Source organism: Streptomyces sp. NPDC101178 (assembly GCF_044767965.1).
Lineage (GTDB): Bacteria > Actinomycetota > Actinomycetes > Streptomycetales > Streptomycetaceae > Streptomyces.
In genome coordinates this window covers 252,900-264,886 of the sequence record NZ_JBIWOZ010000005.1, presented here as the reverse complement: position 1 = coordinate 264,886, position 11,987 = coordinate 252,900, and the positions used below count along the sequence as shown (strand labels likewise).

The 11,987-nt window shown below is 71.5% G+C and carries 11 protein-coding genes; 6 read left to right on the top strand and 5 right to left on the bottom strand.

What is annotated here, in order from left to right; genetic code table 11:
* Window positions 1-37: 37 nt before the first annotated feature.
* Entirely contained in the window at window positions 38-373 is a 336-nt protein-coding gene (locus ACIRR8_RS17025; protein ID WP_240678885.1) for a helix-turn-helix domain-containing protein, read from the top strand.
* Between the two features lie 175 nt (window positions 374-548).
* Here ACIRR8_RS17025 and ACIRR8_RS17020 read toward each other — a convergent pair whose 3' ends face one another.
* The 5 genes from ACIRR8_RS17020 to ACIRR8_RS17000 form a co-directional block, all read right to left on the bottom strand.
* Complete coding sequence (locus tag ACIRR8_RS17020) at window positions 549-1,622, bottom strand: 2-oxoacid:ferredoxin oxidoreductase subunit beta (RefSeq protein WP_404064841.1); 1,074 nt, start codon at window positions 1,620-1,622, stop codon at window positions 549-551.
* Window positions 1,615-3,576: a 2-oxoacid:acceptor oxidoreductase subunit alpha gene (locus ACIRR8_RS17015; RefSeq protein WP_404064838.1), complete on the bottom strand. Its 1,962-nt coding sequence runs from the start codon at window positions 3,574-3,576 to the stop codon at window positions 1,615-1,617. Before ACIRR8_RS17015 ends, ACIRR8_RS17020 begins: the two co-directional genes overlap by 8 nt.
* Window positions 3,577-3,926: 350 nt before the next feature.
* The gene (locus ACIRR8_RS17010) at window positions 3,927-4,586 is read right to left on the bottom strand and encodes a LuxR C-terminal-related transcriptional regulator (RefSeq protein ID WP_404065511.1); all 660 of its coding nucleotides are present in this window, start codon (window positions 4,584-4,586) and stop codon (window positions 3,927-3,929) included.
* Between the two features lie 301 nt (window positions 4,587-4,887).
* Window positions 4,888-6,279: a sensor histidine kinase gene (locus ACIRR8_RS17005; RefSeq protein ID WP_404064835.1), complete on the bottom strand. Its 1,392-nt coding sequence runs from the start codon at window positions 6,277-6,279 to the stop codon at window positions 4,888-4,890.
* A gap of 177 nt (window positions 6,280-6,456) precedes the next feature.
* The gene (locus ACIRR8_RS17000; RefSeq protein ID WP_404064832.1) at window positions 6,457-7,647 is read right to left on the bottom strand and encodes a sensor histidine kinase; all 1,191 of its coding nucleotides are present in this window, start codon (window positions 7,645-7,647) and stop codon (window positions 6,457-6,459) included.
* A gap of 294 nt (window positions 7,648-7,941) precedes the next feature.
* On the opposite strand from ACIRR8_RS17000, the gene ACIRR8_RS16995 reads away from it, so the two are divergent.
* Genes ACIRR8_RS16995 through ACIRR8_RS16975 form a run of 5 tightly spaced genes read left to right on the top strand, consistent with a single transcriptional unit; the run spans window position 7,942 to window position 11,969 of the window.
* Window positions 7,942-8,358 (top strand): NADH-quinone oxidoreductase subunit A, encoded by a 417-nt coding sequence (locus ACIRR8_RS16995; protein WP_404065509.1) that lies wholly within the window; start codon window positions 7,942-7,944, stop codon window positions 8,356-8,358.
* The gene (locus tag ACIRR8_RS16990; RefSeq protein ID WP_404064830.1) at window positions 8,349-9,023 is read left to right on the top strand and encodes an NADH-quinone oxidoreductase subunit B; all 675 of its coding nucleotides are present in this window, start codon (window positions 8,349-8,351) and stop codon (window positions 9,021-9,023) included. The genes ACIRR8_RS16995 and ACIRR8_RS16990 overlap by 10 nt, the downstream gene beginning before the upstream one ends.
* Window positions 9,020-10,429: an NADH-quinone oxidoreductase subunit C gene (locus ACIRR8_RS16985; protein ID WP_404064827.1), complete on the top strand. Its 1,410-nt coding sequence runs from the start codon at window positions 9,020-9,022 to the stop codon at window positions 10,427-10,429. The genes ACIRR8_RS16990 and ACIRR8_RS16985 overlap by 4 nt, the downstream gene beginning before the upstream one ends.
* Window positions 10,426-11,394, top strand: a complete 969-nt coding sequence (locus ACIRR8_RS16980) for an NADH-quinone oxidoreductase subunit H (RefSeq protein WP_404064824.1) — start codon at window positions 10,426-10,428, stop codon at window positions 11,392-11,394. Before ACIRR8_RS16985 ends, ACIRR8_RS16980 begins: the two co-directional genes overlap by 4 nt.
* Window positions 11,394-11,969, top strand: a complete 576-nt coding sequence (locus ACIRR8_RS16975; RefSeq protein WP_404064821.1) for a NuoI/complex I 23 kDa subunit family protein — start codon at window positions 11,394-11,396, stop codon at window positions 11,967-11,969. Before ACIRR8_RS16980 ends, ACIRR8_RS16975 begins: the two co-directional genes overlap by 1 nt.
* The last annotated feature ends 18 nt before the right edge of the window (window positions 11,970-11,987 follow it).

Genomic DNA, 11,987 nt, shown 5'->3' with positions numbered 1-11,987 from the left:
GGGTCTGCCGAAGCCCGTGCAGGACGTCAACCAGCCGATGTGCCCGTCCCGGCTCGTGCTGGAGCATGTGACGAGCCGCTGGGGCGTCCTCGTCCTGGCGGCCCTGCTGGAGCGTTCGTACCGCTTCAGCGAGCTGCGCCGCACGATCGGCGGGGTCAGCGAGAAGATGCTCGCGCAGACCCTTCAGACGCTGGAGCGCGACGGCTTCGTCCACCGGGACGCGAAGCCGGTGATCCCGCCCCGCGTGGACTACTCGCTCACCCCGCTCGGCACCGAGGCCGCCGAACAGGTATGGGCCCTCGCCCGCTGGACCGAACGCCAGGTGGACGCGGTGCAGGCGGCCCGCGCGGCGTACGACGAGGCCCGGGCCTGATCTGCGGCGTACGACAAGGCTCGGGCCTGATCTACGGCGTACGACGAGGCCCGGGCCTGATCTGCGGCGTACGACGAGGCCCGGGCCTGATCCTCCAGGTCGTCCAGGTCGTGTCCTGGTCGTGTGCACTGGTCTGGGGATCGGGCCCGGGCCGCTGCCGTACCGCTGTTGCTTCTCAGCCGACGACGGTCCAGGTGTCGGTCCCCGCGAGCAGTGAGCCGAGATCGCCCTTGCCGTCGCGCTCCACGGCGGCGTCCACCTGGTCGGACATCAGCGTGTCGTAGACCGGCCGCTCGACGCTGCGCAGCACCCCGATGGGCGTGTGGTGCAGGGTGTCGGCGTCGGCGAGGCGGGAGAGCGCGAACGCCGTGGTCGGGGAGTCGGCGTGGGCGTCGTGGACGAGGACCTGCGAGCGGTTCTCGTCGGTGACGGCGACGACCTCCAGATCACCGGTGGCCTGGTTGCGGACGACGCCCTTGGAGCCGTCGGCCCCGAAGAGGATCGGCTCTCCGTGTTCCAGGCGGATGACGGCCTCGGCGGCCTGCTCCTTGTCCTTGAGGACCTCGAACGCACCGTCGTTGAAGATGTTGCAGTTCTGGTAGATCTCCACGAGCGCCGTGCCCGGGTGCTCGGCCGCCGCGCGCAGCACGCTGGTGAGGTGCTTGCGGTCGGAGTCGACCGTGCGCGCCACGAACGAGGCCTCCGCGCCGATGGCGAGGGACACCGGGTTGAAGGGCGCGTCGAGCGAACCCATCGGCGTCGACTTGGTGATCTTGCCGACCTCGGAGGTGGGGCTGTACTGGCCCTTGGTCAGCCCGTAGATCCGGTTGTTGAAGAGCAGGATCTTGAGGTTGACGTTGCGGCGCAGCGCGTGGATGAGGTGGTTGCCGCCGATGGAGAGCGCGTCGCCGTCACCGGTGACGACCCAGACGGAGAGGTCGCGGCGGGAGGTGGCGAGGCCGGTCGCGATGGACGGGGCGCGGCCGTGGATGGAGTGCATCCCGTACGTGTTCATGTAGTACGGGAAGCGGGAGGAGCAGCCGATGCCGGAGACGAAGGCGATGTTCTCCTTCGCGAGGCCCAGCTCCGGCATGAAGCCCTGTACCGCGGCGAGGACGGCGTAGTCGCCGCACCCCGGGCACCAGCGCACTTCCTGGTCGGATTTGAAGTCCTTCATGGACTGTTTCGCCTCGGCCTTGGGCACCAGCTGCAACAGCTCGTTGTGGAGCAGTTCCCGGGTGTCAGGCATCGATGGCCTCCTTGAGAGCCGTGGCGAGCTGCTCGGCCTTGAACGGCATGCCGTTGACCTGGTTGTAGCTGTGGGCGTCCACCAGATACTTCGCCCGCAGCAGCATCGCGAGCTGTCCGAGGTTCATCTCCGGGACGACGACCTTGTCGTAACTCTTCAGCACCTCGCCGAGGTTCCTCGGGAAGGGGTTGAGGTGTCTGAGGTGGGCCTGGGCGATGGGCTGCCCGGCGGCGCGGAGCCGGCGGACGGCGGCGGTGATCGGCCCGTACGTCGAGCCCCAGCCGAGCACCAGCGTCGCCGCTCCGGCGGGGTCGTCGACGGTGAGGTCGGGAACGTCGATGTTGTCGACCTTCGCCTGGCGGGTGCGGACCATCAGGTCGTGGTTGGCGGGGTCGTAGGAGATGTTGCCGGTGCCGTCCTGCTTCTCGATGCCGCCGATGCGGTGTTCGAGACCGGGTGTGCCGGGGACGGCCCAGGGGCGGGCCAGGGTCTGCGGGTCGCGCTTGTAGGGCCAGAAGACCTCGGTGCCGTCGGCCAGGGTGTGGTTGGGGCCGGTGGCGAACGGTGTGGTGAGGTCGGGCAGGCCGGCGGTCTCCGGGATGCGCCACGGCTCGGAACCGTTGGCCAGATAGCCGTCGGAGAGCAGGAACACCGGGGTCCGGTACGTCAGCGCGATCCGGGCCGCCTCGATCGCGGCGTCGAAGCAGTCGGCCGGGGTCTGCGGGGCCACGATCGGCACCGGGGCCTCCCCGTTCCTCCCGTACATCGCCTGGAGCAGGTCGGCCTGCTCGGTCTTGGTCGGCAGCCCGGTGGAGGGCCCGCCGCGCTGGATGTCGATGATCAGCAGCGGGAGCTCCAGCGAGACCGCGAGCCCGATGGTCTCCGACTTCAGAGCCACACCCGGCCCCGACGTCGTGGTCACACCGAGCGCCCCGCCGAAGGCCGCACCGAGCGCCGCCCCGATCCCGGCGATCTCGTCCTCGGCCTGGAAGGTGCGCACGCCGAAGTTCTTGTGCTTGGACAGCTCGTGCAGGATGTCCGAGGCCGGGGTGATCGGATACGAGCCCAGGTAGAGCGGCAGGTCCGCCAGCTGCCCGGCGGCGATCAGGCCGTAGGAGAGGGCCAGGTTCCCCGAGATGTTGCGGTAGGTGCCGGTCGGGAAGGCCTGCGCGGCCGGAGCGACCTCGTAGGAGACGGCGAAGTCCTCGGTGGTCTCGCCGAAATTCCACCCGGCCCGGAAGGCGGCCACGTTCGCCTCGGCGATCTCCGGCTTCTTCGCGAACTTCTGCCGCAGGAACGTCTCCGTCCCCTCGGTCGGCCGGTGGTACATCCACGACAGCAGCCCGAGCGCGAACATGTTCTTCGACCGCTCGGCCTCCTTGCGGGAGAGCCCGAACTCCTTCAGCGCCTCGATCGTCAGCGTCGTCAGCGGCACCGGGTGGACGTTGTACGCCTCCAGCGACCCGTCCTCCAGCGGATTGGTCGCATAGCCGACCTTCGCCATCGGGCGCTTGGTGAACTCGTCGGTGTTCACAATGATCTCGGCGCCGCGCGGCACGTCGTCGATGTTCGCCTTCAGAGCGGCGGGGTTCATCGCGACCAGGACGTTGGGAGCGTCGCCGGGGGTGAGGATGTCATGATCGGCAAAGTGGAGCTGGAAGGAAGAAACCCCGGGCAGAGTGCCTGCGGGGGCCCGGATCTCGGCCGGGAAGTTCGGCAGGGTGGAGAGATCGTTCCCGAACGACGCCGTCTCCGAGGTGAACCGGTCGCCCGTGAGCTGCATCCCGTCACCCGAGTCGCCCGCGAAGCGGATGATCACCCGGTCCAGGCGGCGGACCTCTTTCCCGTCGCCGCCGGTGGTTCCCGTCGTTCCTGACAGGGGGGCGCGCTGGCCCCCGAGGACGGCGTCGTTGGCCTCATCGGCCTTCTCCGCGCTACTGACCTGGCTCGTCACTGAACTGGACCTCCCTTGGGGCGGCGGTTCGGAACCGTCCGGCCGGCCGGCGGTCCCAGAGGCAACCCTACGTCCGTGCGGTTCGCCCTCCAGGGGCCGATCATATGGTGGACACCATTTTGAGACACCCTTTTAGCCCGTTTTGCCATCTTTCTCAACCCCCCCGATCGCTGGATGGCCGTTGGATGGAAGTGCTCTGCTCGTAGGTCTTCGGTGCTAGGACCTTCCGCCCAGGACTGCCCGGCGGGCGGTCGCCGGACACTTCCCGCGGAGGTCCATAGGGTGCACGCCGGGTGCTCATCGGGCGCCCATCGGCGGCTCCGGCCGCCAACTGACAGGGTGTCAGATCGCTAGGAGTTCAGGTAGGTCAGTACGGCGAGGACGCGCCGGTGGTCCCCGTCGCTGGGCGAGAGCCCGAGCTTCTGGAAGATGTTGCTGACGTGCTTCTCCACCGCCCCGTCGCTCACCACGAGCTGCCGGGCGATGGCCGAGTTCGTCCTCCCCTCGGCCATGAGTCCCAGGACCTCCCGCTCGCGCGGCGTCAGCCCCGTCAGCACGTCCTGCTTGCGGCTGCGGCCCAGCAGCTGCGCCACCACCTCCGGGTCCAGCGCCGTACCGCCGCCCGCCACCCGTACGACCGCGTCGACGAACTCACGGACCTCGGCCACCCGGTCCTTGAGCAGATACCCCACGCCCCGGCTGCTGCCCGCCAGCAGCTCGGTGGCGTACTGCTCCTCCACGTACTGCGAGAGGACCAGCACCCCTATCCCCGGATACTCCCTCCGCAGCCGCACCGCCGCCCGTACGCCCTCATCGGTGTGGGTCGGCGGCATCCGCACATCGGCCACCACCACATCGGGCAGCGCCTGCTCCGCCCCGAGGTCCGCCACGGTCTTCAGCAGCGCCTCGGCGTCGCCCACCCCCGCGACCACGTCATGCCCGAGATCGGTGAGCAGACGGGTGAGCCCTTCCCGCAGCAGGACCGAATCCTCGGCGATGACCACCCGCACTCTGTTCTCCACGTGCCTCACGTTGCTCTGTCCCCCGCTGGTCTGCTGTGCGCCCTGCGCCCGACACCTCCAGCATCCCAGGCCCGCCCCACGGATGGACCCCCTGTGGATAACCCACCGGCCACCGCGAGGGCGGGCCGTCCGCCGAGGGGCGGGGCAAGGCGGCCGGGCGGGCGGCCGGGACGGGCGGCGAGCCGGCGGGCCGGGGTGGCTGGGGCGGGCGGCGAGGCGGGTGGCCGGGGCGGGCGGTCGCGGCGGCCGTGGCGTCGGGCCGGGTGGTCGGGGCGGCGGGCCGTCGGGGTCAGCCGCGCCAGGGGAGCTCCGCGGTGATCGTCGTCGGGCCGCCGGGCGGTGAGCTCACCACCAGGACGCCGTCCACCGCGTCCAGCCGTCCCGTCAACCCGGCCAGGCCGCTGCCGGCCGAGGCCGACGCGCCGCCCCGTCCGTCGTCCGTGACCTGGAGCATCAGCCGGTCGGACGTCCGCCACACATCGACGGTGGCCCGGGTCGCCCGCGCGTGCTTGCTGACGTTCTGCAGCAGCTCCGACACGGTGAAGTACGCGATGCCCTCGATGGCCTGCGCGGGCCGGGCGTCCAGGTCCACCTCCACCGTGACGGGGACGGTGCAGCGGGAGGCGATGGCGGAGAGGGCCGCGTCGAGACCGCGGTCGGTGAGGACGGCGGGATGGATGCCCCGGGCGAGGTCACGCAGCTCCTGCAACGCCACCTTCACCTCGCCATGGGCCTCGTCCACCATCCGCGCGGCCGCCTCCGGGTCATCCGTGAACTTCTCCTTCGCCAGGCCCAGGTCCATGGCCAGGGCCACGAGCCGGGCCTGCGCGCCGTCGTGGAGATCCCGCTCTATCCGGCGCAGGTCGGCGGCGGCGGTGTCCACGACCACGCCCCGGTCCGACTCCAGCTCGGTGACCCGGGCGGAGAGCGCCGACGGGCCCAGCAGGCCGGACACCATCAGCCGGTCCACCGAGACCAGACCCCGCACGATCCACGGCGACACCAGCACCAGCACCAGGCCCACCGCGCTCGTCGCCGCCAGCTCAGCGGGCGAGTCCAGGTAGTGCGCGTGGGTGCGGTCCCCGTACAGCTGGATGCCGTCGGCGCCCACGAAGACCGGGAAGACCCACTGCCACAGCGGATACGTCAGCGCCGCCAGGCCGTACGACCAGAGCGTCACCGACACGCAGAACGTGAACACGGCCCACGGGAAGTGCAGCAGCGCGTAAAGAAGGTGGCGCCAGGAGACGCCGCTCTTCAGGACCGCGCCCACCCATGACATCGGGCCGCCGCTCTTCCCGCGCACCCGCACCGGCTCCGCCACGTCCAGCTTCAGCAGCCCGCGCGCCCGGGCCCGCTCCAGCACCCCGAACCCCCGGCAGGCGGCCAGGCCGACGGCCAGCAGCGGAATGCCGATGAAGGTGACGAGCAGGCCGGCGCCGACCGACGTCATGGCGATCGCGAAGACGAAGATCGCCGTGCTCAGCGGCAGGCTCAGCACGACATAGAGGAGCTCGCGCCAGCTGCGGGCCTCCAGCGGCGCGCGCAGCGCCGCCGGGAGGAAGCCCTTCACCGGGACCTGCCCCGGGGCTTGCCCCTGAGGTCCGACGCCCTGGCCTGTGTGGCCGCGCGCGCCCGGTGCCTTGTGGTCCCGGGTGCCGGGTCCGTATGCCGTGGCCATGAGTGCCGTCCGTTTCCGTCTCTTCTGTCGGACTCTTCTGTCGAGCTCTTCTGCCGAGTCGTCGAGCGCTGTGATGCCTGCTCCCTCAAGGGTGCTCGGCCGCCCTCTCCGGCACCATGTGGCCGGTCTCCGTATCCGTACGGGGGTTTTCCCCACCCCCGTACGCGCTCGGAGGGCTCAGGAGGACCTGCTGCCCGCCGGGGCCCGGTCGCGCCAGGGCAGCTCGGCGGTGACCGCCGTCGGCCCGCCCACCGGCGAGTCCAGGGCGAACCGCCCGTCCACCGCGCCCAGCCGCTCGGCCAGGCCCGCCATGCCCGTACCGCCGTCCATCCGCGCGCCGCCGGAACCGTCGTCCGTGACCCGGATCAGCAATCGGTCCGCCGCCCGCCACACCTCGACGGAGGCGGACCGGGCACCGCTGTGCTTGCTGACGTTCTGGAGGAGCTCCGACACGGTGAAGTAGGCGATGCCCTCGATCGCCTCCGCCGGACGCTCCGGCAGATCCACCGACACCGTGACGGGGACGGTGCAGCGGGAGGCGACGGCGGAGAGGGCCGCGTCGAGACCGCGGTCGGTGAGGACGGCGGGATGAATACCCCGGGCGAGGTCACGCAACTCCTGCAGAGCGACCTTCACTTCGCCGTGGGCCTCCTCCACCATCCGCGCGGCCGCCTCCGGATCGTCCGTCAGCTTCTCCTTCGCCAACCCCAGCCCCATCGCGAGGGCCACCAGCCGGGCCTGCGCGCCGTCGTGGAGGTCACGCTCGATCCGGCGCAGATCGGCGGCGGCGGTGTCCACGACCACGCCCCGGTCCGACTCCAGCTCCGCGATCCGCCGCTCCAGCTCGTCGGAGGGCGACAACAGCCCCCGCACCATCGCCCGGTCGACAGCCGTCAGCCCGCGCGTGATGAACGGGAGCACCGGCCACAGGGCGATCAGGCTCACCAGCGTCACCACGAACGTCAGGACGCCCCACGGCAGTCGGATGAACGCATGGAGCAGCGAACGCCACCCCACCGGATCCTTGAGCCCCGACCAGAGCCAGGCGAAGACTCCCTTGTCCCGACGCCCGAGCGCCGGCGGGCTCGGCTCCTCGATCCGCACCCCGAGCATCGACCGCGCCCGCCCCCGCTCCACCCGGCCCAGCCACCGCGCGCCCCGCAACCCGCTGACGAGCACCGGCAGTCCGACCACGGTGACGGAGAGGCCCACACCGACGGCGATCACGAGCAGCGCGTAGACGAATCCGGCGACGGCCATCGGCAGATTGACCAGCAGGTGCGCGATCTCCCGCCAGGTCCACCGGTCGAGGGCGAGGCGGGCGGGCGGTGGCCGGTCGGGGTCGGGCACGGAAGGGCTCATGGTCATGGAACCAGCCTGCCGGGCCGTGTTCGCGCACGCCATGGGGCTCGTAGGTGGCGTGAAGTAGGGATAACCCCACCCAGGGGGTGTCCTGCCGATCATGGCGGGCTGATCCGAAGGAAGGACCGACGAAAGACTCTCGGTGCGACGCGGCTGCTTACTGTGCGTTTATCAGGGCCTAGACTCCCGTGCGTACGAAGGGGTCCCGGGGAGCGGGCGGGGCCAGAACTGGATGACGAGGAGTGAGGGGCGGACGTGAAGGACGTGGCGTACGTGCCGGAAGTGCCGCACGTGGCGTACGTGCCGGACGCACCGGGCCTGCCTGCCAACCCATCGGCCACCCTCGCGTCGGAGTACTTCCAGAGCTACTCGGTGGTCGGCCTGCTCGCGCTGATCGGCGTCCTGTTCGTCGCCGTCGCGTTCGGCGCGGGACGGCTCCTGCGGCCCGTGGTGCCGACGCCGGAGAAGCTGCTGACGTACGAGTGCGGCGTCGACCCGGTCGGTGAGGGCTGGGCCCACACCCAGGTCCGCTACTACGTCTACGCCTTCCTCTACGTCATCTTCGCCGTCGACTCCATCTTCCTGTTCCCGTGGGCCACGGTCTTCGCGGCACCCGGATACGGCGCCACCACGCTGGTGGAAATGTTCATCTTCCTCGGCTTCCTCGCCGTGGGACTGCTCTACGCATGGAAGAAGGGCGTCCTCGCATGGGCCTGACGAGCCGGCCGACCCCCGAGGAACAGCAGCCCGAGCCCTCGGCCAACCCGGCGGCGACCGCCGCGGAACCGGTGCCGCTCCCGGTGCCCCAGCGCCTCGGCCTCCTCTCCCGGCTCGCGCCCGAACCGATGAAGGTCGTCCTCAACTGGGGCCGCCGCTACAGCCTCTGGGTCTTCAACTTCGGACTCGCCTGCTGCGCCATCGAGTTCATCGCCGCCTCCATGGCGCGCCACGACTTCATCCGGCTCGGCGTGATCCCCTTCGCGCCGGGCCCCCGCCAGGCGGACCTGATGATCGTCTCCGGCACGGTGACGGACAAGATGGCCCCGGCGGTCAAGCGCCTCTACGAGCAGATGCCCGAACCGAAGTACGTCATCTCCTTCGGCGCCTGCTCCAACTGCGGCGGCCCCTACTGGGACTCGTACTCCGTCACCAAGGGCGTCGACCAGATCATCCCCGTCGATGTGTACGTACCCGGCTGCCCGCCCCGGCCCGAGGCGCTGCTCCAGGGCATTCTCAAGCTCCAGGAGAAGATCGCGCGCGAGTCCCTGGCGGAGCGGTACGCGGCCGGCCCGGCCGGCGGCCCCTCCACGGCGGCGCTGCGCAGCGGCCTGGTCGCCGCACCGACGGCACCGGGAACGGAGCCGGGGGAGGAGCGGCGGTGAGCGAGCGTCAGCCCGGAGCGGCCCACCCGTACGACCGGCTGCCGGACGCCGTCACGGAGCTCTTCGGCAAGGAGGCGACGGCGGAATCCGCCTACGACCTGCTCACCGTCGACGTCCCCGCCACGGAGTGGATCACCGCGCTCCGTACCGCCCGCGACGAGCTCGGCTGCAGTTACTTCGACTGGCTCAGCGCCGTGGACGAGCCGGGCACCGGCTTCCGGGTCTGCGCCCATGTCGCGGCGCTCGGCGGCTCCAGGATCCGCCGGCTGATGCTGCGCACCACCGTCCCGCACGACGCGGCCGCCCTGCCCAGCGCGATCGACGTCTACGCGGGTGCGGCCTGGCACGAGCGCGAGACGCACGAGATGTTCGGCGTCGCCTTCGCGGACCACCCCGGCCTCGACCCGCTCCTGCTGCCTGAGGGCTTCGAAGGCCATCCGCTCCGCAAGGACTTCGTCCTGGCCGCCCGGGTCGCCAAGGCCTGGCCCGGAGCGAAGGAGCCCGGCGAGTCCGAACACGGCGGCCCCAAGCGCCGCGCCATGCTTCCCCCAGGCGTCCCGGACCCGAACGAATGGGGCCCGCTCAAGGGCCAGCTCCCGCCTGCCGCGGCCCGTCCGGCCCGCGCGGCCCGCCCGGCGGGCGCGGCCGACCGCCCGCCGCGCCGTACCCGCTCGGCGAGCGAGGGCTCGGCGGCGCAACGCCCGCAGCCGGGGGCGCCGGAGGCTTCGAGCCCGGGTGCTCCGGAATCCGAGGGCCTCGTGCCTGGGGCTCCGGCACCTGGCGCTGCGGCACCTGGCACTCCCGCGCCCGGTGCTCCCGCGCCTGGGGGCGCCGCGTCCGGACCCTCGGGCGCGGCCTCGCCGGGGGCCGTACGGCCCCCGCCCGCGACCACGCCTCCGGGAGGCGCGTCGCCCGGCGACGTACCGCCCGGATCGCCCCCGGCCGCGCGTCCGCGCCGCTCCCGCTCCGCGTCCGACGGTTCGGCGAGCCAGCAGCAGCCCCCGCAGGCTGACGCACCGCGCCCGCCGCGCCGCTCCCGTTCGGCATCCCAGGGCTCGGCGAGCCAGCGCGCCCGCGCCACGGACGCCCCCTGGCACGACGCCCAGCCGGCGTTCGACGACCCGGACGTCTCATCGGGTGGCCCTGAGGACCCTGCCCGGTCCCGGCGGTCTTCCGACGACGGCGCCGAGGCCCCCTCCCACCCCCCGAAGCCTTCGGAGAGCGGTGACGCGTCGTCTCAGCCCCTCCGGCGCTTGAGCAGCGGGGGCCCGGGGGCAGAGCCCCCAGGTCGGGAAGGGGCGGGCAGGGGAGAAGCCCCGCGCAGCGGCCCCACTCCCACCAAGCCCGAGCCCGAGTCGGAACCGAGCCCCGACCCCGACCACCCCGCCGGAGGCGATCCCGAGTGAACGACGTACTCGACGTCGCCCTCCGCCTGGCCATCGTCTTCGTCGTGTTCCTGGTCGCCCCCCTCCTGGTGGGCCAGACCGAGCACAAGGTGATGGCCCACATGCAGGGCCGCCTCGGCCCCATGTACGCGGGCGGCTTCCACGGCTGGGCCCAGCTCGTCGCGGACGGCGTGAAGTTCGCGCAGAAGGAGGACGTGGTCCCGGCCGCCGCCGACCGCCGCGTCTTCCAGCTCGCCCCCGCCGTCGCCCTTCTCCCGTACCTCCTCGTCCTCGTGGCCATCCCCATCGGTCCCGGCGACGGCGCGGTCGGCCAGGTCATCGACGCGGGCATCTTCTTCGTACTGGCCGTCATGGGCATCGGCGTCCTCGGCTCGCTCATGGCGGGCTGGGCCTCCGCCAACAAGTTCTCCCTGCTCGGCGGCCTCCGCACCGCCGCACAGCTCCTCTCCTACGAACTCCCGATGCTCCTCGCCGCCGCCTCCGTGGCCATGGCCGCCGGCACGGTCTCGCTCACCGGCATCCTGGACGCCTTCGCGTGGTGGTGGCTGCCCTGGCAGATCGTCGGAGCCCTCGTCTTCTTCGTCGCCGGCCTCGCCGAACTCCAGCGCCCGCCCTTCGACATGCCGGTCGCCGACTCCGAGATCATCTTCGGCGCGTACACCGAGTACACGGGGCTGCGCTTCGCCCTGTTCCTGCTCGCCGAGTACGCCGGCATCGTCATCCTCTGCGCCCTGACCACCGTCCTCTTCCTCGGCGGCTGGCACGGCCCGTTCGGCGCCGACGGACTCGGCTGGCTCTGGACCCTCCTCAAGACCGCCCTCCTCGCGTTCGTCGTCATCTGGCTGCGCGTCAGCTACCCGCGTCTGCGGGAGGACCAGTTGCAGAAGCTCGCCTGGACCACTCTCGTCCCCCTCGCCCTCGCGCAGATCGCGCTCACCGGCATCGTGAAGGTGGCGATCAACTAGTGCCCCCGATCCCCGGGTCCGGCCTCGCCAAAGGCCTCGCCGTCACCCTCCGTACGATGACGAAGAAGACCGTCACCGCGCAGTACCCGGACACCCAGCCCGAACTCCCGCCCCGCTCCCGCGGTGTCATCGGGCTGTTCGAGGAGAACTGCACGGTCTGCATGCTCTGCGCCCGCGAGTGTCCCGACTGGTGCATCTACATCGACTCCCACAAGGAGACGGCGCCGCCCGCCGCGCCCGGCGGACGCGAGCGCAGCCGCAACGTCCTGGACCGCTTCGCCATCGACTTCTCCCTCTGCATGTACTGCGGTATCTGCATCGAGGTCTGCCCCTTCGACGCCCTCTTCTGGTCGCCCGAGTTCGAGTACGCGGAGACGGACATCCACGAGCTCACCCATGAGCGGGACAAGCTCCGCGAGTGGATGTGGACCGTGCCGGAGCCGCCCGCGCTCGACCCCGGGGCCGAGGAGCCGAAGGAGATCGCCGCCGCCCGCAAGACGGCCGACAAACTCGCCACCCAGCAAGCCCAGCAAGCCCAGCAGGCTCAGCGGAGTGAGGAGGGAGGAACCCCGTGACGTACTCCATCGCATCTG